This window comes from Flavivirga jejuensis (assembly GCF_030540765.1).
Classification (GTDB): Bacteria; Bacteroidota; Bacteroidia; order Flavobacteriales; family Flavobacteriaceae; genus Flavivirga; species Flavivirga jejuensis.
Genome location: NZ_JAUOEL010000001.1, coordinates 388,340 through 412,764, shown reverse-complemented (window position 1 = coordinate 412,764; position 24,425 = coordinate 388,340). Strand labels below are relative to the sequence as shown.

Here is a 24,425-nt window from a genome sequence, read left to right as displayed (position 1 = left end):
AAGACAAGTTTTACTATTTATTTGATAGCAAATATAACTGACTATGGAAAATACTTTTAGAAAAAAATTATATACATCAACAAAAGAACTTCATAATGCTTTAGAGCACATTTTTAAGTTTAACGATGGAATAAATGAAGAAAAATTAGATCTTTTTTATAACACCATGCTTATTGCAAGATACTATTGCAAACCTCTTTTAGAGAATCTTGCTACATGCCATGTTAACACTTATAATGAGCATCTAATAAACGCATTAAAAAAAGATTTAAAGTTAATCGATTATAGTATAACCAATGAGGTTGAAAAATATCGGTACTGTAACTTTAAAAGCATAAATTTCAGTACGCAATTAGGTGCGTATTATGTATTTGCGGGATCTGCCGCAGGTGCAAAAGTGCTTTTAGCATCAGCTAAAAAACAAACAATTATAAAACCTTTCTACTACTTTACAGCCTTAGCAAACAGCAGTCAGGAACAAATGAATAGTTTAAAAGAATTATTGTCTAAGAGAGAGTTCATTGAAAGCGAAGTTATAGAATCCGCACAAAACACTTTTAATCTTATTTATCAAATAGCTACAAATGAACTTCAAAAAAGAAATACAAAACTCCAAGGCATCAGAAGCTAAAGCCTTAGAAGAATGCAATAATGAACCCATAGAGTTTCCTGGTATAATACAAAGTTATGGTGCTTTAGTAGCATTTAACTTTAATTCTTTGGCTATTACCTATGCTTCAGAAAATTTAAACGATTATTTTGACTTTGAGGTTGATAATCTATTTAATCTATCTATTAGAGATTTATTTGATAGAGAAAGTTTTCACGCCATTAGCAATATTGCATCTCACAAATCTACTTACCAACAGAGAGAACAAGCAAAAATAATTGTTTTAAAAGAGCAAAAAGTTGATATCTCTTTATTCAGAGTTGATGAAAATGTCGTTATTGAAATTACTCCAATAATTGAATCTGTAGAAGTATTTAAAATCAATGCGCATTTAAAATGGACACTTGACACTATTAAAAAACTAGAAAATGTAAATGCCATTTTAAATCAATCTGTTATTGCATTAAGAAACATTACCCAGTTCGATAGAGTTAAAGCCTATAAATTTCATCCAGATAACTCAGGTGAGGTCATTGCAGAATTTAATAGCGGAAGAATGGATTCTTATTTGGGTTTACATTTTCCTGCATTCGATATTCCTCCAAAAGCAAGAGAAATTTTCTTAAAAACACCTATAAGGCACATACATAACACATCTGATGCTGGAGTAAAATTAAAAAGTGCTAATAAAACGCTTAAACCTTTAAATTTAACTTTAGGTATTTTAAGAGGTAATTCACCTATTCATGGGCAGTATTTAAAAAATATGCAAGTGTCTTCCACCCTAACACTTCCAATAATAATAAAAGGTAAACTTTGGGGGTTATTTGCATTACACAATCAGGATGTTAAACAACTTTCTTCAGAAGTCACTTATTCTTTAGAATTAATCGGTCAAATTGCTGGGACGATTCTTGAGCAGAAAATAGAACAGAAAGTAGAAAAGAAAATCAATAAGTTACATTTAGAAGGAGAAGAGTTTATAACACTCAACCAAAATCCTATTTATCTTCAAATGTTTTGGGAAGATTATGCAGACAAACTTAAATCTCTTATAAAATGTGATGGCGTTGCATATCAAATTGATAAAAAAGTATTACTGCATGGTGATTGCCCAACAAAAAATGCTATTGATGCTATTGCAACTAACTTTAGTGATGTTAAAACAAATAATATTTTTTATTCCAATAATTTAAGCGAACTCCAAATTAAAAATTTAGATCATTGTAGAGGTGTTCTGGCTTTGCGAATACATGTCAACAATCCTAAAATATGTATTTACTTTTTTAGAAATGAAATTAAAAAGAATATCTTATGGGCGGGCAACCCCAAAAAAGACTTAGTTTTTGAAAAAGAAAAAGTTCGTCTCCACCCAAGAAGCTCCTTTAACGAATTTTGTGATTTGAGTAAAGAACAATCCAAAATTTGGGATTCTGAAACCTTAACACTTGCAGAAATTGCTGTTACCACTTTTCAAAAAGCAGTACATGCTGAAAAGGCAACTACAGAGCGATTTAAAATTGTAATTAGGGAGCTTAATCATCGTATAAGAAATATATTAGCATTAGTTAGGTCTATCTCAAAACAAACAATAAATGACATAGATTCCATTGATGATTATGCGAATTCTTTAGAGCATCGTATTCTTGCATTAGCCAAAGCGAATAGCTTATTAACGGAAAACTCATATACCTCGGTTGAATTAAAAAATTTATTTGAAAGAATTATCAAACCACTTTGTAATAATCCAGAAAATATAATTTTGGAAGGATCTGGTGTTAAAATAACATCCGAAATTATCTCGATGATGGTTTTGATTGTTCATGAACTTACTACAAATGCCATAAAATACGGATCGCTGTCAACGCAAAAAGGGAAGGTGAGAATTATGTGGAAAACCAATTCTGAAGGTTTAACAATTGAATGGAAAGAGTTAGATGGACCACAAATAAAAGCGCCAAATAAAACCGGTTTTGGAACAACCATTATTGAAAACGCCATAAATTATGAGTTTGCTGGGAGTTCAAAGGTTGAATTCCAAAAAGACGGACTTTATGTAAAATTTCAAATCCCAAAAAATCTTATAGGAGAAAGTAAAGACAGTATTTTCGTTTTAGAACAAGTACAACAAGCCATACCAATTAAAAAACCAAAAAAATATAAAGTAATAAATGCGTTTATTTTAGAAGATGATTTTATTATAGCGCAAGACATTAAGCAAGTTATATCTGGTCCTAAAGTGAATAAAATAGATGCTTTTTCAAATCAAAAACAGGCATTAAAATCATTGGAAGACACACATTACGATCTTGCATTTTTAGATGTTAACTTAAAAAAAGAAACCTGTATGAAAGTTGCTTTTGAATGTGAAAAAAGGGGTGTTTCCTTTTACTATATTACAGGTTACGGAAATTCTTTTCTAGAAGAAAGCACTTTCCCTAAAGCTCCAGTAATTTTAAAACCTATTAGAACTGATAAACTAAAAGGAATAATAGATAAACATATTTTAAATAGTAATTAATGACAAATAAAGTAGAAAGCATACTTCTTATTGAAGATGATTATCAACTTGCTACAGAATGGCAAAACGAATTATTGGCAAAAGGGTACGAAGTTGATATAGCGGCTAATTCAAGTGATGCAAAAATATTACTTTCAAATGATTATGATTGTTTTGTAATTGATTTATTTCATGTTCAAAACAATCAATTTCTTCCTGATGGCGGTATAAGAAGTATTGGCCAAATTAGAAAACGTAATGCATCATATAATAAAAAATCTTTAATTATAGCTGTTACAGGCTTCTTCCGCGAAGGAAATAATACGACTATTTCCACAGAAGAAATAGTACAGTCATTAGGCGCAAATATCACCCTAAAAAAACCTATTGATATACATCAAATCATAAAACTTATCGAAGAGTGGGAGTTTTAAGACTGGCTTACAGAGCTTTGCGTTCTTAAATAAATGCGCAAATCCATAGCCAACCTATTCTTCCCTAAAGTATGTTGCACATGAATATGTTGATAGCAAAAATTCTAGTTCATTTTCTTTTACTAATTTAGAGCGTTGCAAACACAACTAACTATAAACTTTGTAGGTAATTAAAAATGAATACAAAACAAGAAAGAGAGATTCGAATACCTTTACTCAAAGTTTTTCTTCCAATAATTGCAATAATTATTCCTATTGTTTACTTCCAAGAAAATAATCTTGACCGTGTAAAAAAGAGATATGAAAAAACAAGAGACGAAGAATATTCAGGGAAAGTTATAAAAAAGAAAGAAGACGGTGATTACCCACGAGCATCCAGATATGTTTTTTTAGAAAATTATCGTAAAATTCATGTATCAAATAGCCTTTACGCTAATATGGCAATTGGTGATTCTGTTTCTAAAATAAAAGGTTCTGATTCTATTTATTTTTATCTAAAAAATGGTGAGATAGTAATTAAGGACGTTAATAAATCCAAACGAGAAGACTATGAAAATCTGATTAATAAAAAACGAAAAGAATAAATGCCTCCAATAATCTTATTTAAAAGAACTAGCCTGATTTCCCAAAGTTAATATAAAAACTTCTTCACAATAAATGATTAATTCAATAATCAAGCTATTCTTCCCAAAAATATGTTACGCATGTCTTAATTTATTAAATGATAATGAAACAACAATCTGTACAGATTGCCGACATGATTTACCTGTTACAAATTTCCATTTTGATAATGATGATACTGTTGAAAAAGTACTTTACGGACGTGCCAAAATTGAAAATGGAACTGCACTTTTTAGATTTGAAAAAAAAGGAATTGTTCAACAGCTCATTCACGGATTAAAATATAAAGGCTATGAAAATATTGGTTTTGTCCTTGGAAATTGGTTAGGAGGCGAATTAAAGAATATCGCACCTTATAAATCTATTGATCTGGTAATTCCTGTACCACTTCATAAAAAGAAACTAAAAAAAAGAGGTTTTAATCAAGTCGCAAAATTTGGTCAACAAATTGCTGAAGCATTAGAAGCAGATTATATAGACAATACCCTCTTAAAAGTAACTAATACTAAATCGCAAGCCAATAAACAACGATTGGCACGTTGGAATGGTGATTCCGAATTATTTACACTTGTTAATTCTGAAGTTCTTAAAAACAAACATATCTTGTTAGTAGACGATATTATTACTACTGGTGCAACTTTAGAAGCTTGTATAGCAACATTAAATCAAGTAAAAAACATAAAAATAAGTATAGCCACCATGGCAATAGCCTAATGAGTTCACCGTTATATCTCTAAAATTATGTAGGTTTGTGTAAAATTTTAAATTGGTAATGAATAAAACACTTTCAAATCTTATTTTAGTCGTTTTTCTAAGCTTGTTTTTCATAAACTGTGCCAACCGAGGTACGCCTGATGGGGGTCCAAAAGATGAAGATCCTCCAATCATTATTAAGTCTATTCCAGAGAATTATTCAACCAATTTTACTGGTAATGAAATAAGAGTCTATTTTGACGAATATGTTAAAATAAAAGACCTTCAAAAACAACTCATTATTTCGCCCCCTATGAAAATACAGCCTGATGTTACACCCTTGGGTAGTGCGAGTAAATACATTACTATTAAAATTTACGATACGTTACAACCTAATACCACATACGCATTTAACTTTGGAAATAGTATTACCGATAATAATGAAGGAAATCCGTATCCATATTACAGATATGTATTATCAACTGGCGATTATATAGATTCCCTTAAAGTAAGCGGTAAAATAGTGGATGCCATAAAAACAAAACCAGAAACCTTTGTTTCGGTATCTTTATACGAAGTCGATTCCACTTTTAATGATTCTATTATTTATAAAGAAACGCCTAAATATATTACCAATACACTTGACAGTCTTACCACATTTTCTATCGAAAATCTTAAAGAAGGCAAGTATATGCTTATCGCCTTAAAGGATGGCAATGGAGACAATAAATTTCAGCAAAAGACCGATCAAATTGCATTTTATAAAGACTTTATTGAAGTGCCTACAGATACGCTTTATACTTTAAAACTATTTTCTGAAGCATTAGACTTTAAGCCCACCAGACCTCGATTATTATCTGGTGAAAAAATTGCTTTTGGATATGAAGGCGACCCTACTGGAATGGCGATTCATTTATTATCTGAAACGCCTCCTGAGTTTGAATCTCGCATAACACAAGATAAAAAAACGGACACTCTTAACTATTGGTATAAACCCCGTCTTGAAGTTGACTCGCTTCTTTTTAAGGTGACGCATCCTTCAATTGAAAAAGAAGACTATACAGTAAGAATTAGCAAGCAAAAAGTAGACTCCTTAGTCATTGAATCATCGCCATCTGGCACCATTGGTTATGATGAACCTTTTATAATTTCTAGTGCGATACCTTTTACTAGTTTAGATACTTCTAAAATTACGCTTATAGACAAAGATTCTACTCAAATCGATTTTACTACCGATTTTGATACACTTACAAATACGTATGCTTTTTATTTTAAAAAGAAAGAAGAGCATGCCTATAACATAAAATTTCTGCCCGAAGCTTTTGTAGACTTTTTTGATAACAAAAATGATACTTTAAGTTATGTTCTAAAAACAAAAAAAATATCCGATTTTGGTAATGCGCGTTTCACATTAGTAAATGCGACGTATCCAGTTATTGTACAACTAACAGATAAAGATGGAAAAGTAAAAATTGAACAATTTATTGAGAATTCTGGCTCCTTTGATTTTTTAAACTTAAATCCTGGCATCTATCACATTCGTGTTATACACGATACTAATGGGAACAAAAAATATGACTCTGGAAGTTATCTTAAAAAAAGACAACCAGAACGTGTAAGTCATTTCAAAGAAATAGAAATTAGAGCAGGTTGGGATGAATCTACAACACTTCAATTTACTTCAGAGTAAAAAGATCTCTATCGTTTAAAAATTTTAATTTATTTCTGTAAGCTTGAATATGTCTTTTTTCTAGAGTCACTATTTGAGCTTGCTCTTTACTTGGTTCCATTGAAGTGATTATATTCCCTAGTACATCATATACTGCGGAATGCCCCGAGTAGTCACTATTAACGCCATCAACACCAACACGGTTTACTCCAATGCAATAACTCATATTCTCAATAGCTCGTGCTTTTAGCAATGCATCCCACGCAGAAACTCTGGGTTTTGGCCAGTTGGCAATGTATAGCAAAACATCATAATCTTCGGTATTTCTTGCCCATACAGGGAAACGCAAATCGTAACAAATTAGCGGGCAAATTTTCCAGCCTTTATAATCGATAATTAGCTTTTTTGTTCCTGCAGTGTAAATTTTATCTTCGCCTACCAATGTAAAAGTATGTCGCTTATCGTAATGTTGTATAGCTCCAGATGGTTCGACAAAAAGCAATCGATTGTAATAGTTTTTTTCCTCCAAAATAACAAGACTACCAATAATAACAGCATTGGTTTTTAAAGCTGTAGATCGCATCCATGCAACCGTATCTCCATCCATAGTTTCGGCAACATCTTTTGCATTCATGGTAAAACCTGTTGTGAACATTTCTGGAAGTATGACTAAGTCAACTGCTTCGGGAAGGTTTTTTATTTTCTTAGAAAAATTTTCACAGTTCTGTTTAGGGTTTTCCCAAACCAAATCAGATTGAATTAAGGCTATTTTAAGTTCGTCTTGCATTTATTTTAATTTACCTTCAAATTTATCTCTTTTATATCTTAGTTTTTCAACTTTTTCAACCCATTTAATTTCTTTAATTGGTGATAGTCTACCTCTTTTTTTTAAGCTTTCGTATTTAGCCGTAGCTTTATCGAACTTACGACTAGATTTTTCAAAATTAGATTGCGCCTTTTCTTTCTGTTTTAAAGCTTTTTGAATCTTTTTCTCTTTCTTTTCTGCTTTTTTTTCAGCCTTTACACGTTCAGCTTCTAAAGTTTTTTGCTCTTTTAGAGTCTCTAAAATTTTTGTTTTTTCTTCAACAGACAATGTCTTTGTTATGTCCGTATTATCTTTTAAAATAGTTTTTCCTTTAACCTTATAAGTCGTTCCATTAAACGCAACCTCTTGCGCTTGTATGGTTAATGATGCCACTAAAAATAATAATACTGCAAATAATTTCATAATCTTTTCTTTAATCGTTATATGATTTAGACCATATATCAATTAAAAAGTCACTTAAATACCATTCAAAACATCTGCAGCTCTTTTTAAAGTATCATCGGTTTTTGCGAAACAAAATCGAAGTACTTTATTATCTAAATTATTGTTATTAAAAACCGATAATGGAATGGAAGCTATCCCATATTCCATAGTTAACCGTTTCGCATAGTCAACATCATATTCCTGGGTTATTTCAGAATAATCTAACACCTGGAAATAGGTACCTTTTGAGGCTGTAAATTTAAACCTGGAATCTTTAATAAGGTCTAAAAACAAATCTCGCTTCTGTTGATAAAAAACAGGTAAATCTAGATAATGACTGGGGGCTTTCATATAGTCTGCAATTCCTTTTTGCGTTGGATGATGAATACAAAACACATTAAATTGGTGTACTTTCATAAATTCTTCCATGAGTGCTTTCGGCGCACAACAATAGCCTACCCGCCATCCTGTATTATGAAATGTTTTACAAAAGGAAGCCACTACAAAACTTCGCGATTTTAAATCGGAAAATATACACGCACTCTGGTGTTTTTCGTCATCAAAAATCATATGTTCATAAACCTCATCACTTAACACAATAATATTCGTATTCTTCGTAATGTCTTCTAGCTGCATCATATCTTCTTTTGAAAATACCGTACCAGAAGGATTATGCGGTGTGTTAACAATAATCATTTTAGTTCTGCTGTTCACCTTTGATTTTACATCGCTCCAATTCACACTAAAATTGGGTGCTTCTAGTTGTATTGAAACTGTTTTTCCGCCGTTAAGTGTTATGGCAGGTTCGTAACTATCGTAAGCAGGTCTGAAAATGATAACTTCATCATTTGGATTTATAAATGTTGTAATAATTGTAAAAATAGCTTGTGTCGCTCCTGCAGTAACTGTGATTTCATTCTCAGGATGATAGCTCGTACCATATAATAAGTCTATTTTTTTAGCAATGGCTTCTCGCAATTCTAAATTTCCAGCCATGGGTGCGTATTGATTATACCCCGAATTCATAGCTTTATTAACTAAATCAGTTAATTTTTGGTCACTTTCAAAATTGGGAAATCCTTGAGATAAGTTGATCGCATTGTACTCATTAGACAACTTACTCATAATTGAAAAAATAGTCGTTCCTACATTAGGAAGCTTAGATTGATGTTGCATAGTGTTTTTTGTCTTTTTCTATTTCTTAAAAATTTGATTCCCACTTTACGGAAATAACAATTTCAATGGAAAGCGGCTAAATTCTAAAAAATGTCGTTCTGAATATTATCGAGAAACAAAATATTTTTGTTTCGAAGGTAGCAGTAAAGTTGTGAAAAATCTCTTAAAATTTTAATGTTTTTATTTTCAAACAAATAAGATTCTTATTTGCTTTAAATGAACAAAATTCATCATCAGCAATCATGTCTATAATACTGGGTAGATCTTTCGTTCTAGCTTTCCTGAATTTTATATCCACGCCATTTTTCAATTGTTATCCAATGTAAATATAACAACTTACCTATAAAAAATGCAGAAAGTGTTCGAAACGGTGTAATAAAGACTTTCTTGAAACTAACACCAAGTATCACTCAAAATAAGAACTAGCATAACACCTACAAAATAAAGTATTTAGAGGTTCTTTTCAATTTAAAATTTATATCCCTAATACTTTTAATAATGTTTGTTTATACGTTCTCCCAATAGGAATTTTATTAGCTTTTACAAAAATGGTATTGCCAGAAAGTTTGTCCACAAATTTCCTGTTTATTATATACGATTTATGTACTTGAATAAATTGATTTTCAGGAAGCTTTTCTGTCCAATTTTTTAACGAATCTATATAAGATAACTTTTGAGTTTCTGTTACTATAGTGATATAATTCCTATCTGATTCTATGTATAATATAGTACTCAAGTCAATTTTATGCAGTGTTTTATCTACATTTAAAAAGATGGTATCGTCGTTGTTTTCTTCTGGAATATTTTCGGATATTTCTATTCTATCTTTTGCCTTATTAACAGCTTTTAAAAATCGATCGAAAGAAAATGGTTTTACCAAATAGTCAACAATTGTATCTAATTCAAAACTGTTTACGGCATATTCTGGATACGCCGTAGTCATAATTATAGCAGGAGGGTTTTTAATGGTTTTGATAAAATCTAATCCAGACATATCGGGTAAATTAATATCCAAAAAAACAACATCAACTGTGTTATTATTTAAAAAAGTATTTGCTTCGATAGCTGCTTTAAAAGTATCTACTAATATGATACTAGGCATTTTACCTATAAAACTCTTTAAAATTTTCTGAGCGGGAATTTCGTCTTCTATAATAATACAATTCATTGTTTATCAATTTGTATGGTCTGGCCTTTCGGCTAAGCTTCTGATACTATTTTAACGTCAGTTCGACATATTAAACAATTAATAATAAGCAATTTGCGCATATAAATAATAGAATTGTGTCATTCCGAACGCTATCGAAAACAGATTATATTTTGTTTGAAGATATGAAGCGTAGCTTTTGAAGAAGCATCTCATCTTTATAAGATGTCTCGTCACTCATGCTTCGCTCTGTCGACATGACAAAATACTATTTACTTTTTTTAATTTACGTTATTTTAGTATAATAAATTAAGTTTTAAATACACTTTAAATTTTTCTCCTTTATTGATTTTAAATTCATAATCATCTTTATAAATAAGCTCTAGCCTTTTCTCTAAATTCTGCAAACCAATTCTAAAATCTGTGGTACTTACTCTTTCTTTTTTATAATCATTTTCACAAATACATTCTAAGGTATCTTTTTCAACTTTAATAAAAATAGAAACATCACTATATAGGGTACTATGTTTAAAAGCGTTTTCTATAATAGTTATTAAAAGCAATGGTGCTATTTGATGGTTATATGTATCTATATCCTTTTTATAATGAACTTGCTTCGTTCCTTCTGTTCTTAGTATTTGAAACTTCATGTAATTATCTATAAACTGAATCTCCTTTTCTAAGGAAATTGTTTTAGAATTGCTTTCATATAAAACATGCTTCAGGTTATCAGATAGCATTAAAATCATCTCTGGAACCTCGTTTGGTTTTTCTAATGAATAGGAATAAATTGTATTCAAATTATTAAACAACACATGTGGGTTTATTTGTGATTTTAAAAACTTCAACTCCATTTCAACATGCTCCTTTTTAATGGCTTCAACTTCATTTTCTTTATCAATAAAACGATATAATATCCATATAAAAGAAAAGAAAATTAATGGTACTAGTGATTGCCATAAATAGTCGCTTAAACATTTCAAAATAGTACATCCACATTTCGCAAACGTATAACAATATAACAGGGTCGCTAGAAATGAAATTGCAGCAAAAACAAAAATGTAAGGAGTGTACATTTTCTTCCTAACAAAGAAAGGCAGTAGTAAAAGGTTGTTTCCATATACGATAATAACTAAAAGTGCCAGGTATTGAAGAAAAGGGTTTTCTTTCCAATAAAAATCTGAAAACAGAAACAATGAGACAAATACAAACAGCATCCAAAACAGGATGTGAACCAAAATTTGCGAGCTATGTTTCTTTACAAAAGTCATATTCTAATGAAAAGTAAATAGAAAAGCTATAACTATCAAGAATTATGTATAAAAACCTGTTTTGCCATTACCAACGTCCAAAATGTCGTTTGTAAATTAACTATAATCATCTGCATTATTAATTAATGATGAGCGTGCTGTTAAAATGATTGAGAAAGTGAGATCAGAGAAGAAATAACTTCTCGATACAAATTTGTTCCGTTTTACTTCACAAATTCACTCGAAGTGACAATAGAATTCTAAATTAAATTATTAACTATGTTGTCAGTTCGAGTGATTCTGTTTTTTTACAGAATTGTATCGAGAACTAATTGTAATTAAAATTTTTCTTTGAAAGATTGGGCAATTTTTCAAATTCATTATTAATTAAAGCTTCTTTCTTTGCTTTTGACCATTTTTTTATTTGTTTTTCGGTCTTAATAGCAATACTTGGATCTGTGAATTCTGCATAAAAAACTAACGACAATGGTCTTCTAGAATAAGTATAACTATCTTTATGTTTTCCTCCTTTATGAGCTACAAAACGTTGTTCTAAATTTGAAGTAAACCCAGTATAATAAGTTCCGTCTGAACATTTTAAAATGTAAACATAATACGTTTTCATAATCTAAGAATTGACTTCTCGATACAAATTTGTTCCGTTTTACTTCACAAATTCACTCGAAGTGATAATAGAATTCTAAATTAAACTGCTAACTATGTTGTCAGTTCGAATAATTCTGTTTTTTTTACAGAATTGTATCGAGAACTAATTGTAATTAAAATTTTTAACACGGGTCTCGGAGTTGACAGTACGTAACTAAACAATATTCATCTTCTTAAGCAAAAAACTAGCATTCATATTTTGACAAACTCCAACTTTTAATTTATAATCAAAGTGAAGCTCGTCATTAATAATCTCGGCATCAAAATAATAGTTTTTCACATCCTCTAATTCTTGTTCAATCTCACATAAACTTAAATCGTGAGTAGCAATAATCCCTGTCGCATTTGAAGCTACTAGTTTTTCAACAAATTTTCTGGAACCTATCGCTTTATCTGTACTATTTGTGCCTTTTAAAATCTCATCTAAAATAATAAAATAAGGTTCTTGTTGAATCGCATCAACAATATATTTCAAACGGGTTAATTCTGAAAAGAAATACGAACTATCATCTGCTAAAGAATCGGTTGTTCGCATACTGGTAATTAATTTTACTGGCGAGTATGTACTTGTTTTAGCGCAAATGGGAAGTCCAACATTAGCCATAACAATATGCAAAGATACTGTACGTAAAAATGTGCTTTTCCCTGCCATATTAGCACCAGTAACAATAAAAAATTGTTCATTTTCAATTATTAAATCGCTATCTACACGTTTATTTTTATCCAATAAAGGATGCCCTAAACTACCAGCATTAATAACGGCTCCTTTTTCCTGTATTTCTGGAAATATAAAATCAGGGTGATTAAATGCGAAATTCCCTAGTGAATTATAGGCATCAAAAAACGATACAATCTCAAACCAATCGGCAACCTTATTAGCATATTGTTCAATCCATTTTTCAATGTTATAACCGTTTTTTATGTCTGATAAAAACAATCCGTTAGCAAAAATGGCTCCTATAATATTATTCCTATTATCTAAGGCGTCTAAAGATTTTGAAAGCCTTTTAAAGATATGGGATGCTTTTTCTGTATCTAATTGAATTTGTTGCTGTTTTTGTTGTAATAATTCTGAAGTAAACGTTTCGTTCTCTATTAAATCTAATAACAATGCATATTGACGAAAAGTATCTTTAACTCTATCGGTATTTGAAGATAAAACATTTGTTTTTTTAATATAAGCACCTGTGATACCAAGTCCTAAAAGCAACCAATATCCAATAATTTCGGGGGTTATAAAACTTAAAACCGTTAGACCAAATATTACAATAGAACATATAACAAAGATTATTGGTAGCCATCGCATCACTTTTGGTAAAAAAGATTGATAGCCCTGTAACCAACTTATAATACTTTTAGCAGGTGTTTCAACTTCAACCAAACTTGATGTAGCCGAATAATACTGCCTCCATTGCGGTTTAGAGTTTAATTCTTTAATAGCTTCTTGACGTAATGTAATAGCCTCAATGTTATTTGCTTTTAAAGCATCGGCTAGCTTTTGAGAGCCTTCGTTGATGGTTGTTCTGTTTATAAATTGAAAAAATGAACCGCGTCCAAACAAATCAATATCTAAACTATAAAAATGACCAGGGTCTTGAAACTGCAGCCCCTTATCGCGCTCATGAAAATCACCAGAAGCAATCTTGATTTCTGCTTCGTTTATTTCTGCTAAAGCTTTATTGAAGTTTCTTTGCGATTTTATATCGGTGTATTTTGATAATAAATAAACAAATGCAGCAATACCAACAATGGCAATAACAACCGCTATTTGCCAATATTGAAACGTGAAATAGATCCCAAACCCTGTCACCAAAAATACGGACAACCTTAACATGCTTAAGGCTGTCATTTGTTTGTATAATCTTTGGCCTTCAGATTTATATGTTTCTAAATGTTTTTTATAATATGATAAATGGTCACTCATTTTTAATTTTTGATTTAGATTCTCGTGCTGCGAGAATGGTAATTCATAGAAAACCTCAAACGTATCACATCGAGGTATTCTTTTCAAACAAAGAAATAAAAAAGCCCTGAAATATATCAGAGCTTAATTAATTTCAAATTTTATTATTAGTCTCGACCTCCAAATACTTGAAGTGCCCAGTACACCAAAGATGCTAAGGCTCCAATTGCAGCAACTAAATATGTTCTTGCAGCCCATTTTAGTGCATCTTTCGAACCAGCATATTCTTCTTGAGATACCATGTTTTTATTTTTTAACCAAGCCAAAGCACGGTTACTCGCATCGTATTCTACAGGTAGTGTTATAAAGCTAAATAAAGTAGCAAACCCCATCATCACTAAACCAGCGACTGCTACATAATACCCAAAACCTAAACCAGCAGCAGCTCCTAACATTAAACCACCAATAACCACCCATTGCGACATCCCTGATGTTACACTTACTACTGGCACTAATGCAGAACGCATTTGTAACCAATTATAAGCTTGAGCATGTTGCACAGCATGTCCACATTCGTGTGCAGCAACTGCGGCTGCGGCTGCATTACGCTGATTATATACAGCTTCACTTAAGTTAACCGTTTTGTTTTTGGGGTTATAATGATCTGTTAAGCGTCCTGGTGTAGAAATAACTTCAACATCACTTATACCATGATCTGCTAACATTTTTTCGGCAATTTCTGCCCCACTCATACCATTGCGTAACTGGACTTTAGAATACTTTTCAAATTTTCTTTTTAAAGTACTGCTCACCAACCAACTCACTAAGGCAATAGCTCCTAATAATACATAATATCCTAGCATTGTTTTATTTTTTTTAAATTATAAATAAATATAGCAAAAATAACGCCAATGTTGACTTCTGAAATAATGTCAGTTTTGTAAAACTTTGGTATTCCAGTTAAAAGCTTCTGCTATTTCTTCATAAACAATCTCTCCTTTTACAATATTAAGACCTTTTGCTAATAAGGGATTCATATCACAAGCTTTTTTCCAACCCAAATTGGCAAGGTTAACAATATATGGTAAGGTTACATTCGTTAATGCTACTGTTGAAGTGCAAGGTACAGCACCAGGCATATTGGCTACACAATAGTGAACCACATCATCAATCATATAAGTTGGGTCTTCATGCGTAGTTGCTTTGGTAGTTTCAAAGCACCCACCCTGATCTACTGCTACATCTACAACGACCGTTCCTGGTCGCATATCTTTAAGCATATCTTTGGTAATTAACTTTGGGGCTTTTGCGCCTTTTATTAAAACACCACCTACAATCAAATCAGATTCTTTAATACGTTTTCTAATATTATATTCGCTCGAAAATTCTGTAACGACATGATTTGGCATCACATCATTTACATAGCGTAATTGTTTCATATTAATATCCATAATAGTAACATGGGCTCCTAATCCTGCAGCCATTTTTGCTGCTTGAATACCAACAACGCCAGCTCCTAAAACTAAAACTTTACCTGGCGGAACACCTGGAACACCACCTAGCAATACGCCTCTTCCTTTTATAGGTTTCTCTAAATATTTAGCGCCTTGTTGAATAGACATTCTACCTGCTACTTCAGACATTGGAACTAATAAAGGCAAAGCACCATCAGCATCTTCAACCGTTTCATAAGCAATACAGATCGCATTACTTTTAATCATAGCCTTTGTTAACGTTTCACTTGAAGCAAAATGAAAATAAGTAAAAACGACTTGATTTGGTTTTATTAGTGCGTATTCCTTTTCTATCGGTTCTTTTACTTTCACGATCATATCGCTGGATGCATACACTTCCTCAATGGAATTCAAAATAACTGCTCCAGCTTCTTGATAATCTTCATCGAAAAAGCCGCTTCCGAAACCAGCATTAGCTTGTACATAAACCGTATGACTGTTTTTTGTTAGTTCAAAAACGCCAGCAGGTGTCATACCCACTCTATTTTCATTATTTTTAATTTCAATAGGAATACCAATTTTCATAGCTGTAATTTTTAGGTTGTTTTTTATGCCTCCAAATTACAATGAAATACAGAATTAATATACTAGATTATGAAGATTGGATGATTTTTATGAATTTAATAAAACTGAAAGATTATTTTATTAAATAGAAAATTCAGCACCAAAATTTAGCTTCGAAATTATCAAGTTGATTTATTTTTTATTGTATCTAATTTTAAAAGACACCAATAGAAATATAGATACGATAGTAATCGTATTTGCAAAAATTATAGGTGTGCTATGTTTTAGAAAACCATAAATTAACCACATTAAAACACCAACAAAAAAGAGAAGCAACATAGGGAACGATAAACTAGAAACATCTTTGGTCTTCCAAGTTTTATAAACTTGAGGTAAAAAGGCTGCAGTTGTTAAAATTGCCGCTATAAAACCTATTATTTCTGTATAATTCATTTTAATAATACTATTTAAAAAATATTGAATTCCTGCATTCTCTTCTACAAGCTCAATAATAACTTTTAGGAAAAATTATATAATTATTCTCAATACATTATGTGATGTCTCAATCGTGTCTCATTTCGACATGACTAAAAGCGCCTCTTTCTTTAAGAATACACATTTTTCAACCTACAATATTGACTATTTTCCCTGGAACCACGATCACTTTTTTCGGTGTTCTACCTCCAAGTTGTTCTTTTGTTTTTTCATGTGCCATAACTGCAGCTTCAATAGCATCTTTACTCAAATCTAATGGCAACTCTAAAGTAAAACGCATTTTTCCATTAAATGAAATCGGATAATTTTTACTGCTTTCTACTAAATGACTTGCATCAAATTTTGGGAAATCTGCTGTTGAAATGGACTCATTATGCCCTAACTGACTATATAACTCCTCTGCGATATGTGGTGCATAGGGAGATATCAGAATCAATAGAGGTTCAAGGATCTCTTTACTTTTACATTTTTGAGCTGTTAATTCATTAACGGCTATCATAAAAGTAGACACCGATGTATTGAATGAGAAATTCTCAATATCTTCTTCTACTTTCTTTATGGTTTTATGGAGTGTTTTAAGAGCCTCCCCTAACCTCTCCTTAGGAGGGGAACTCGTTACGTGAAAAGTTCCGTTTTCTCCTTGATGGTATAGTTTCCATAATTTTTTTAAGAAATTGTGTACTCCTGTAATTCCTGCTGTATTCCATGGTTTGTATTGCTCTAATGGACCTAAGAACATTTCGTAGAGTCTTAAACTGTCTGCGCCATACTGTGCACAAATAGCATCAGGATTAACAACATTATACCACCGTTTTGACATTTTTTCAACTTCTCTCCCAACAATATAACTACTTCCTTCTAAAATAAATTCAGCATTATTGAATTGCGGTTGCCATTTTTTTAATGCTTCAATATCAATTTCATCTGAAGCGTTAACCATATTAACATCAACTCGTATTTCTTCAACATCATAACTATCTTTTAACCCTTTGGAAACATATTTATTAGTTCCTGAAATACGATATACTATAGCGCTAGTACCCAAAATCATCCCTTGGTTAATAAGTTTTTTAGCATATTCATCTACTGGCACAACGCCTTTATCAAACAAGAATTTTTGCCAAAAACGAGAATACAATAAGTGTCCTGTGGCATGTTCACTACCTCCTATATACAAATCGACATCCTGCCAATAATCCAGTGCTTCTTTGGAAGCCATCTCATTATCATTATCAGGATCCATATATCTGTTAAAATAGAATGAACTTCCTGCCCAACCTGGCATGGTGTTTAGTTCGAGCGGATAGATACCCTTATCTTGGTTTCCTCCGACTGTGCTCTGGGTGATTAGGTCGTTACTTACTACTTGATTCGTATTTGTATCCCAAGCCCAAACGGTTGCATTTCCTAATGGTGGTTCACCTGTTTCGGTGGGTAAATATTTTTCAACTTCTGGTAATTTGATTGGCAAGTGCTCCTTAGCAATCATTTGTGGCATCCCATTCACGTAATATACAGGAAATGGTTCGCCCCAATATCGCTGTCTGCTAAATACAGCATCCCGTAATCTATAATTGGTTTTACCTTCGCCTTGTCCCAATTGTTCCAATTCGTAAATGGCACGTTTAGTGGCTTTTTTATAGTTCATCCCATTAAGGAAATCACTATTTGCTATGATGGTTTTTTCTTTATCCGAAAAAGCTTCTTCAGAAATATCTACGCCTTCAAAAATATTAGGAATTGAAATATTAAAATGCTTCGCGAAATCGTAATCGCGCTGATCTCCACATGGCACCGACATTACCGCTCCTGTTCCATAGCCTGCCAATACATAATCGCCAATCCAAATTGGAATCGGTTCTTTTGTAAACGGGTGTTCGGCATAGGCACCTGTGAATACACCTGAAATGGTTTTTACATCTGCCATTCTATCACGTTCACTGCGCTTTGCTGTCGCAAGAATATAAGCATCAACAGCTTCCTTCTGTTCTGGTGTTGTTATTTGTGACACTAGCTCATGTTCTGGTGCTAGAGTCATAAATGACACACCGAAGATGGTATCAGGACGAGTCGTGAATACTTCAATCCCCCTAGCCCCCGAAGGGGGAACTTGCTCACTCTGCTCTTGCTCACTCTGTTGTGATTTACTCTGAATTGATTCTCTTTGTGCTAGTTCTTTTTTTATATTTTCTAAAACACTTTCAATATCTCCTAAAACTTCCTCATTTGTAAAACGGATAACTTTATAGTAATCATTTTCAAGAATTTCTGTGCGTTTTGCATCTTCTTCTATTTGAGATTCATGGATTTTCCCGTCAACTTCAATGATTAATCGCTTTTTTAAACATACAAAATCAACAATATAGTCCCCTATTAAGTGTTGTTGTCTGAATTTTGCTTCTAAATTTTTATTTCTAAGCTGTTCCCACAATACGGCTTCTGCCTGAGTTGGATTAGCACGCATCTCTTTGGCTCGTTCCAATAATAAGTGTGAATTATTTCCTCCCGTCATATAACCCGCACGAGTATACGAACCAGCTTTCTCTTCCCCTCTAGGGAAGGATAGGATGGGGAACAAAACTGACGCCCCAACCGATTTTCCAATCCAATTACGCTGACTTTCTTTTAAAGAATCTGTCCAATCAATAGTATTTAATCCTTGAAGCAAACGTTCTGCATAGGCAGAAATACGCATGCTCCATTGGGTCATTTTTTTACGAATTACGGGGTGTCCGCCACGTTCTGAAACACCATTTACAATTTCATCATTTGCTAAAACAGTTCCTAAAACAGGACACCAGTTCACTTCTGTTTCTGCTAAATACGTTAACCTGTATTGTAGCAAAATTTCTTGTTGTTTTTTAGAAGAAAACACTTTCCAATCTTCAGCAGAAAACACCTCAACATTATCATCGCTAACGGCATTTACATTTGTATTCCCTTCTGTTTCGAAAATAGTTACTAAACCAGAAATATCTTCAGCTTTATTAGAATCATTATTATACCAAGACTCGAACAACTGAATAAAAATCCATTGCGTCCATTTGTAATAACTAGCGTCTGACGTTCTAACCTCACGAGACCAATCGAACGAAAAACCTATTTGATCTAACTGTCTACGATATGTTTTTATATTTTCAGCAGTAGTTATTGCTGGATGTTGCCCTGTTTGAATGGCATATTGTTCTGCTGGTAAACCAAAACTATCATAGCCTTGTGGATGCAATACATTAAAGCCTTTATGACGTTTGTAACGTGCGTAAATATCTGAAGCTATATATCCTAATGGATGCCCAACATGTAAACCTGCTCCACTTGGGTAAGGGAACATATCTAACACATAATATTTTGGTTTTTCGCTATTATTAACAGCTTTAAACGTTTGGTTCTCTGCCCAATATTTTTGCCATTTGGCTTCTACCTCGTTAAAATCGTATTTCATCTAAATTCTTATTTTCGTATTACTGCCAACTAAATATTGCTTGCTTAATAAAGGCGCAAATTTAAGCTTATTATAACAATGTTGAAAGTTTAAACGTTGTATTTACATCTGTTTGAAATAAGGTTAACATCTAACTGTATTTCAAATTATATTTAATAAGATTCTCATATCTATTTGAAAGACATTTTTATTTGAAATCAAAAGACTTAAATCTTTTGAAGATTCTTTGCTTATACTTTATTATTTTTACGACATTAATCCATTTTTATGAGTTCATCATTCGAAAAACATCAAAAGCGCAGACTTATTTCTTCATACTTTTCAGTCGTATTAAGTATTGCTTTAGTTTTGTTTTTATTGGGCTTATTAGGCATGCTTATTCTTAATGCTAAAAAAGTGTCTGATCACTTTAAGGAGCAAGTAGTTGTTACCATCTATATTAAAGATTCTGCTAAAGAGGTTGAAACAAAACAACTTGAAAAAAGTTTAGCGATGGCAGATTATGTAAAATCTACCGAATACGTTTCTAAAGATCAAGCTGCCGAATTTATGAAAGCGGAAAACGGTGAAGACTTTATGGATTTTGTCGGATATAATCCTTTGCAAAATTCAATCGACGTGCATTTGAAAGCAGATTTCGTAACGTCTGAACATCTTGAAAAAATTTCTGCGGAAGCATTAAATAAAGATTTTGTTGACGAGGTTAACTACGATAATGATCTCGTTAATTTAATGAACGATAATGTAAAAAAGATTAGTTTTTGGGTGCTTATTATAAGTGCTATTTTTACTTTAATTGCTGTTTTACTTATTAATAGTTCCATAAGATTAGCTGTTTTTTCTAAGCGTTTCACCATTAAAACCATGCAAATGGTTGGTGCTACCAAGCAATTTATTAGACGTCCTTTTATATGGAAAAGTGTTCGTTTGGGAATGATTGGAGCTGCTCTGGCTCTTATAGGAATGGCTATAGTTTTGTATTATCTTAATAAAACATTTTTAGAACTAGGATTATTAAGCAATCCTATTTTAATCGTTTTCTTATTTCTTTTTATTTTTGCTTTAGGAATTATTATTACATGGATAAGCACACATTTTGCAACGCAACGCTTTTTGAATTTAAAGACCGATCAATTGTATTAATAAGGCAAGTAGATTAAATTTAGATTTTCTTAACACTAAAGTTTTAAATAAAAAGGTTACTTTGCACTTTGCAAAAGTTCTTGGCGGTTGGTTTGCAATCTCCGAGCACATTTCGCAAATAGCCATTGGTAAGGATATTATCTATAGTGAATTTAACTAATTATGGGAGAGAAAAAAAGAAAAGAAAACGCTAAAAGTATATTTGTTTTTGGAAAGAAAAACTATAAATTCATGTTTATTGGTTTAGCTTGTATCGCTGTTGGTTTTATTTTAATGTCTGGTGGAGGTAGCGACGATCCTAATGTTTTTAATCCTGAAATTTTTCATTGGAGACGTATAAGACTTGCTCCAGCTATTATTCTCTTGGGATTTGGTATCGAAGTTTACGCCATTTTATTAAATCCTGAAAATTCCAATTCTAAAAAATAAATTCTAAATTCCAACGCACTTTAGTTTTTTACTATTCCTATTTTAATACTTTTGCCGCATGGAAATAATCGATGCAATTATTTTAGGTATCATTCAAGGACTTACTGAGTTTTTACCTGTATCATCAAGCGGGCATTTAGAACTCGGAAAAGCCATACTAGGCGACAACTCAATTCCCGAAGAAAGCCTTCTATTTACAGTTGTACTTCACTTTGCAACGGCATTAAGTACTATCGTGATTTTTAGAAAAGACATTTTAGATATTATTAAAGGTATACTAAAATTTGAATGGAATGAGGATTTACAATTCGTTTCAAAAATTATAGTGTCTATGATTCCTGCAGTTATTGTAGGTGTATTTTTTGAAAAACAATTAGAACAACTTTTTGGAAGTAATATTTTACTGGTAGGCTGCATGCTAATTGTTACAGCTATTTTACTTTTTTTAGCAGATAAAGCTAAAAACACTAATAAAAAAGTATCTTTTAAAAACGCCTTTATTATTGGAATTTCTCAAGCCATTGCTATGCTTCCTGGAATATCACGTTCTGGTGCTACTATTTCAACTTCCGTTTTATTAGGAAACGACAAAACTAAAGCAGCTCGTTTTTCATTCTTAATGGTGGTCCCCTTAATTTTCGGAAAAATTGCAAAAGATATTATTAGTGGTGATCTTACCTATGATAGTGAGAATTTCACATCATTATCCATTGGTTTTGTGTCAGCTTTTATTGCAGGTCTATTTGCATGTACATGGATGATTGCTTTGGTTAAAAAAAGCAAACTAAGTTATTTTGCAATCTACTGTATTATTGCTGGTATTAGTGCTATTGTATTTTCATTATTAAATTTATAAAATGATATCGAAAGAAGACTACCTTTCTGGACAGGTGCTTTTAATAGACAAACCGTTAAATTGGACTTCTTTTCAAGTAGTTAACAAGTTGCGTTGGGAAATCCGCCAAGCTTTTGAAATAAAAAAAATAAAAGTAGGCCATGCTGGTACACTTGATCCTTTAGCAACAGGACTACTAGTTATTTGTACGGGGAAAATGACCAAGCAAATTGACACATTTCAAGGGCAGGTTAAAGAATATACGGGCACCATTACTTTAGGCGGTACGACACCTTCTTATGATTTAGAAACCGAGATAACCGAAACTTTTTCTACCAAGCATATTACAGAGGCATTAATCCATGATACAACGAAACAATTTATAGGAGATATTCAACAATATCCGCCTATTTTTTCTGCATTAAAAAAAGATGGAAAGCGATTGTATGAATATGCCAGAGTTGGTGAAACCGTTGAAATAAAACCAAGAATTGTAAGTATTTCAGAATTTGAAATCACCAGAATAGATCGTTTAAATATTGATTTTAGAGTGGTTTGTAGTAAAGGGACTTATATTCGCTCTTTAGCAAACGATTTTGGGAAAGCATTAAACTCTGGAGCACACCTATCAAAACTTTGTCGTACCAAAATTGGTGACTTCCATATTGATGATTCGGTTACTATAGAAGCCTTTATTTCTAGCTTAAAAGACCAAAAAACATAATTTTTACGTATATTTCGTAAATAATTCTCTCTAATCAATATGATTTGGACCTAACAAATCAACATAAAGCCCTGCTACTTACCTTCCTTATATCAGGAACGGTAGTCCTGTCTGTATTCAATTTAAGCCTTAAAAAACAAGATAAATTCGCTTCGGAAAGTTATTATGAAATAGAACCTGAAGAGGAATTAACCGAAGAAGAAATTAAAATAATAGAGGCTTTAGAAAAACTAAACGCCAGCAAGGCAGAAACAAATAAGGCTTTTAACGAAACGAAAAACAGCAAGCACTTTGCTGAAGCTTTTAAACCTATTGCTCCACCAGAAGACTATGTGCCAAGATCCAGCATACCAGAAGGTACAGAAGCTTACACTAAAGAGTATAAGGCTTCCGAGGATACTAAAGTAAATAAAGAGGAGCTATCATTATTTAGTAAAGTAAATGATTTATTAAAAAAGCAGCAAGAAGAAGAGGGTGCTAATACAAAAAGCTCCATTAGTTTTTCGTTAGTTGATAGAGACAAAGTATTTATACCAATTCCTATTTACTTATGTGAGGTCGATGGTAAAATAGTTGTGAATATTACTGTTAATGATAAAGGAAGTGTGATAGATACTTATATAAACACCACTTCAACTTCAAATAACGAATGCCTTATAGAACATGCTTTAGAGTATGCTAAAGATTCACAGTTTAGTCCAGATCCTTCTAAGAAAACACAATTAGGCTCTATAACGTTTTACTTTATTGGCAAACACTAGGTTCTAACTCACACAGTACATCGGTTAAATCATCTATAATATTTTGTCCTTTGTTGGTATTATACCAATGTTGTAAATCTTCTTTAAATTCAGGAGTCAACGCTCCGTGCTTTGCCTTAAATCTACTAACATAATTAGTTGCTTCGCTAGGTCTTGGTCCATAGGTATTTAAAACATCGCCTGTATTATTATCTAATATTATTAATTTAGGAATCGCTTTATTACCATTAGTTAAAAAAGCATCCATTAACTCAGGATTTTCATCACGAAGCACTACTTTCAAATCAATATTATCATTTAATTCGGCAACTTTATTTATTACGGGCATTACGTGTGCAGCATCCCCACACCAACTTTCTGTAATTACTAACCAAGTAATAGGTTCTTTAAAAGTTTTGATTTTACTTAAAGACTCACTAGTTATCTTTATAGTTTTATCCCAACGTTTCATGCGTCGGTCATTAAGCTTAGTGTAATCTGCTAAGGCTTCTGTTTTTTCATTTCCAGTATTGGAGTTAGCTTCAGCTAGTTGCTTTACTAAATCTCTATATGCCAGATAGGATATACTTTTATTTAAACTATTTTTTATAATCGTCTTCATAATCTTCTTTTAATGAGTAACACAAAATTAGTATCTTGCTTTTCTAATTAAGATGATAT

At 32.0% G+C, this 24,425-nt stretch carries 23 protein-coding genes; 11 read left to right on the top strand and 12 right to left on the bottom strand.

Going from position 1 to position 24,425, the window contains the following annotated elements:
- Positions 1-43 precede the first annotated feature (43 nt).
- The 6 genes from Q4Q40_RS01830 to Q4Q40_RS01805 all read left to right on the top strand — a co-directional run bounded on the left by Q4Q40_RS01830 (position 44) and on the right by Q4Q40_RS01805 (position 6,548).
- The gene (locus Q4Q40_RS01830; protein WP_303299967.1) at positions 44-631 is read left to right on the top strand and encodes a heme oxygenase-like domain-containing protein; all 588 of its coding nucleotides are present in this window, start codon (positions 44-46) and stop codon (positions 629-631) included.
- Positions 585-3,131 carry an HWE histidine kinase domain-containing protein gene (locus Q4Q40_RS01825; RefSeq protein ID WP_303299966.1) on the top strand — a complete coding sequence of 849 codons (2,547 nt, stop codon included), beginning with the start codon at positions 585-587 and terminating at the stop codon, positions 3,129-3,131. Before Q4Q40_RS01830 ends, Q4Q40_RS01825 begins: the two co-directional genes overlap by 47 nt.
- The gene (locus Q4Q40_RS01820; RefSeq protein ID WP_303299965.1) at positions 3,131-3,544 is read left to right on the top strand and encodes a response regulator; all 414 of its coding nucleotides are present in this window, start codon (positions 3,131-3,133) and stop codon (positions 3,542-3,544) included. The genes Q4Q40_RS01825 and Q4Q40_RS01820 overlap by 1 nt, the downstream gene beginning before the upstream one ends.
- 176 nt (positions 3,545-3,720) lie before the next feature.
- Positions 3,721-4,128 carry a hypothetical protein gene (locus Q4Q40_RS01815; RefSeq protein ID WP_303299964.1) on the top strand — a complete coding sequence of 136 codons (408 nt, stop codon included), beginning with the start codon at positions 3,721-3,723 and terminating at the stop codon, positions 4,126-4,128.
- A 73-nt stretch (positions 4,129-4,201) separates the two neighbouring features.
- The gene (locus Q4Q40_RS01810; protein WP_303299963.1) at positions 4,202-4,879 is read left to right on the top strand and encodes a ComF family protein; all 678 of its coding nucleotides are present in this window, start codon (positions 4,202-4,204) and stop codon (positions 4,877-4,879) included.
- Positions 4,880-4,937: 58 nt separating this feature from the next.
- Positions 4,938-6,548, top strand: coding sequence for an Ig-like domain-containing protein (locus Q4Q40_RS01805; RefSeq protein WP_303299962.1), 1,611 nt, complete (start codon positions 4,938-4,940; stop codon positions 6,546-6,548).
- On the opposite strand, the gene Q4Q40_RS01800 is transcribed toward Q4Q40_RS01805, so the two are convergent.
- The 11 genes from Q4Q40_RS01800 to Q4Q40_RS01750 all read right to left on the bottom strand — a co-directional run bounded on the left by Q4Q40_RS01800 (position 6,535) and on the right by Q4Q40_RS01750 (position 19,873).
- Positions 6,535-7,314, bottom strand: a complete 780-nt coding sequence (locus Q4Q40_RS01800) for an amidohydrolase (RefSeq protein ID WP_303299961.1) — start codon at positions 7,312-7,314, stop codon at positions 6,535-6,537. The two genes, Q4Q40_RS01805 and Q4Q40_RS01800, sit on opposite strands and share 14 nt — an antisense overlap.
- Entirely contained in the window at positions 7,315-7,755 is a 441-nt protein-coding gene (locus tag Q4Q40_RS01795) for a hypothetical protein (RefSeq protein WP_303299960.1), read from the bottom strand.
- A 54-nt stretch (positions 7,756-7,809) separates the two neighbouring features.
- On the bottom strand, positions 7,810-8,952 hold the full coding sequence (locus Q4Q40_RS01790; protein ID WP_303299959.1) for a methionine aminotransferase: 1,143 nt from the start codon (positions 8,950-8,952) through the stop codon (positions 7,810-7,812).
- Positions 8,953-9,427: 475 nt separating this feature from the next.
- Positions 9,428-10,120 carry a LytR/AlgR family response regulator transcription factor gene (locus Q4Q40_RS01785; RefSeq protein WP_303299958.1) on the bottom strand — a complete coding sequence of 231 codons (693 nt, stop codon included), beginning with the start codon at positions 10,118-10,120 and terminating at the stop codon, positions 9,428-9,430.
- 275 nt (positions 10,121-10,395) lie between these two features.
- On the bottom strand, positions 10,396-11,082 hold the full coding sequence (locus Q4Q40_RS01780) for a sensor histidine kinase (RefSeq protein WP_303299957.1): 687 nt from the start codon (positions 11,080-11,082) through the stop codon (positions 10,396-10,398).
- A gap of 595 nt (positions 11,083-11,677) precedes the next feature.
- Positions 11,678-11,974, bottom strand: coding sequence for a GIY-YIG nuclease family protein (locus tag Q4Q40_RS01775; RefSeq protein WP_303299956.1), 297 nt, complete (start codon positions 11,972-11,974; stop codon positions 11,678-11,680).
- A 195-nt stretch (positions 11,975-12,169) separates the two neighbouring features.
- Positions 12,170-13,939, bottom strand: coding sequence for a MutS-related protein (locus tag Q4Q40_RS01770; protein ID WP_303299955.1), 1,770 nt, complete (start codon positions 13,937-13,939; stop codon positions 12,170-12,172).
- Between the two features lie 146 nt (positions 13,940-14,085).
- Positions 14,086-14,781: a zinc metallopeptidase gene (locus tag Q4Q40_RS01765; RefSeq protein ID WP_303299954.1), complete on the bottom strand. Its 696-nt coding sequence runs from the start codon at positions 14,779-14,781 to the stop codon at positions 14,086-14,088.
- 69 nt (positions 14,782-14,850) lie between these two features.
- Positions 14,851-15,957, bottom strand: coding sequence for an alanine dehydrogenase (ald, locus tag Q4Q40_RS01760; RefSeq protein WP_303299953.1), 1,107 nt, complete (start codon positions 15,955-15,957; stop codon positions 14,851-14,853).
- Positions 15,958-16,128: 171 nt separating this feature from the next.
- Positions 16,129-16,389 carry a SemiSWEET family sugar transporter gene (locus tag Q4Q40_RS01755; RefSeq protein WP_303299952.1) on the bottom strand — a complete coding sequence of 87 codons (261 nt, stop codon included), beginning with the start codon at positions 16,387-16,389 and terminating at the stop codon, positions 16,129-16,131.
- Between the two features lie 169 nt (positions 16,390-16,558).
- Positions 16,559-19,873, bottom strand: a complete 3,315-nt coding sequence (locus tag Q4Q40_RS01750; RefSeq protein WP_303299951.1) for a leucine--tRNA ligase — start codon at positions 19,871-19,873, stop codon at positions 16,559-16,561.
- A gap of 267 nt (positions 19,874-20,140) precedes the next feature.
- Between Q4Q40_RS01750 and Q4Q40_RS01745 the strand changes: the two genes are divergently transcribed.
- The 5 genes from Q4Q40_RS01745 (at position 20,141) to Q4Q40_RS01725 (ending at position 23,765) form a co-directional block, all read left to right on the top strand.
- Positions 20,141-21,016, top strand: a complete 876-nt coding sequence (locus tag Q4Q40_RS01745) for a cell division protein FtsX (RefSeq protein WP_303299950.1) — start codon at positions 20,141-20,143, stop codon at positions 21,014-21,016.
- Between the two features lie 162 nt (positions 21,017-21,178).
- Positions 21,179-21,445, top strand: coding sequence for a DUF3098 domain-containing protein (locus Q4Q40_RS01740; protein WP_303299949.1), 267 nt, complete (start codon positions 21,179-21,181; stop codon positions 21,443-21,445).
- 58 nt (positions 21,446-21,503) lie between these two features.
- Positions 21,504-22,301 (top strand): undecaprenyl-diphosphate phosphatase, encoded by a 798-nt coding sequence (locus Q4Q40_RS01735; RefSeq protein WP_303299948.1) that lies wholly within the window; start codon positions 21,504-21,506, stop codon positions 22,299-22,301.
- Position 22,302: 1 nt separating this feature from the next.
- The gene (gene truB, locus Q4Q40_RS01730; protein ID WP_303299947.1) at positions 22,303-23,004 is read left to right on the top strand and encodes a tRNA pseudouridine(55) synthase TruB; all 702 of its coding nucleotides are present in this window, start codon (positions 22,303-22,305) and stop codon (positions 23,002-23,004) included.
- Positions 23,005-23,048: 44 nt separating this feature from the next.
- Complete coding sequence (locus tag Q4Q40_RS01725) at positions 23,049-23,765, top strand: hypothetical protein (RefSeq protein WP_303299946.1); 717 nt, start codon at positions 23,049-23,051, stop codon at positions 23,763-23,765.
- Here Q4Q40_RS01725 and Q4Q40_RS01720 read toward each other — a convergent pair.
- The gene (locus tag Q4Q40_RS01720) at positions 23,749-24,366 is read right to left on the bottom strand and encodes a thioredoxin family protein (protein WP_303299945.1); all 618 of its coding nucleotides are present in this window, start codon (positions 24,364-24,366) and stop codon (positions 23,749-23,751) included. The two genes, Q4Q40_RS01725 and Q4Q40_RS01720, sit on opposite strands and share 17 nt — an antisense overlap.
- Between the last annotated feature and the right edge of the window lie 59 nt (positions 24,367-24,425).

What these genes read in the sequence shown, in the direction of transcription:
- Q4Q40_RS01830 (WP_303299967.1), top strand. Translation starts at nt 44, where the DNA reads ATGGAAAATACTTTTAGAAAAAAATTATATACATCAACAAAAGAACTT.
- Q4Q40_RS01825 (WP_303299966.1), top strand. Translation starts at nt 585, where the DNA reads ATGAACTTCAAAAAAGAAATACAAAACTCCAAGGCATCAGAAGCTAAA.
- Q4Q40_RS01820 (WP_303299965.1), top strand. Translation starts at nt 3,131, where the DNA reads ATGACAAATAAAGTAGAAAGCATACTTCTTATTGAAGATGATTATCAA.
- Q4Q40_RS01815 (WP_303299964.1), top strand. Translation starts at nt 3,721, where the DNA reads ATGAATACAAAACAAGAAAGAGAGATTCGAATACCTTTACTCAAAGTT.
- Q4Q40_RS01810 (WP_303299963.1), top strand. Translation starts at nt 4,202, where the DNA reads ATGATTAATTCAATAATCAAGCTATTCTTCCCAAAAATATGTTACGCA.
- Q4Q40_RS01805 (WP_303299962.1), top strand. Translation starts at nt 4,938, where the DNA reads ATGAATAAAACACTTTCAAATCTTATTTTAGTCGTTTTTCTAAGCTTG.
- Q4Q40_RS01800 (WP_303299961.1), bottom strand. Translation starts at nt 7,314, where the DNA reads ATGCAAGACGAACTTAAAATAGCCTTAATTCAATCTGATTTGGTTTGG.
- Q4Q40_RS01795 (WP_303299960.1), bottom strand. Translation starts at nt 7,755, where the DNA reads ATGAAATTATTTGCAGTATTATTATTTTTAGTGGCATCATTAACCATA.
- Q4Q40_RS01790 (WP_303299959.1), bottom strand. Translation starts at nt 8,952, where the DNA reads ATGCAACATCAATCTAAGCTTCCTAATGTAGGAACGACTATTTTTTCA.
- Q4Q40_RS01785 (WP_303299958.1), bottom strand. Translation starts at nt 10,120, where the DNA reads ATGAATTGTATTATTATAGAAGACGAAATTCCCGCTCAGAAAATTTTA.
- Q4Q40_RS01775 (WP_303299956.1), bottom strand. Translation starts at nt 11,974, where the DNA reads ATGAAAACGTATTATGTTTACATTTTAAAATGTTCAGACGGAACTTAT.
- Q4Q40_RS01770 (WP_303299955.1), bottom strand. Translation starts at nt 13,939, where the DNA reads ATGAGTGACCATTTATCATATTATAAAAAACATTTAGAAACATATAAA.
- Q4Q40_RS01765 (WP_303299954.1), bottom strand. Translation starts at nt 14,781, where the DNA reads ATGCTAGGATATTATGTATTATTAGGAGCTATTGCCTTAGTGAGTTGG.
- ald (WP_303299953.1), bottom strand. Translation starts at nt 15,957, where the DNA reads ATGAAAATTGGTATTCCTATTGAAATTAAAAATAATGAAAATAGAGTG.
- Q4Q40_RS01755 (WP_303299952.1), bottom strand. Translation starts at nt 16,389, where the DNA reads ATGAATTATACAGAAATAATAGGTTTTATAGCGGCAATTTTAACAACT.
- Q4Q40_RS01750 (WP_303299951.1), bottom strand. Translation starts at nt 19,873, where the DNA reads ATGAAATACGATTTTAACGAGGTAGAAGCCAAATGGCAAAAATATTGG.
- Q4Q40_RS01745 (WP_303299950.1), top strand. Translation starts at nt 20,141, where the DNA reads ATGAGTTCATCATTCGAAAAACATCAAAAGCGCAGACTTATTTCTTCA.
- Q4Q40_RS01740 (WP_303299949.1), top strand. Translation starts at nt 21,179, where the DNA reads ATGGGAGAGAAAAAAAGAAAAGAAAACGCTAAAAGTATATTTGTTTTT.
- Q4Q40_RS01735 (WP_303299948.1), top strand. Translation starts at nt 21,504, where the DNA reads ATGGAAATAATCGATGCAATTATTTTAGGTATCATTCAAGGACTTACT.
- truB (WP_303299947.1), top strand. Translation starts at nt 22,303, where the DNA reads ATGATATCGAAAGAAGACTACCTTTCTGGACAGGTGCTTTTAATAGAC.
- Q4Q40_RS01720 (WP_303299945.1), bottom strand. Translation starts at nt 24,366, where the DNA reads ATGAAGACGATTATAAAAAATAGTTTAAATAAAAGTATATCCTATCTG.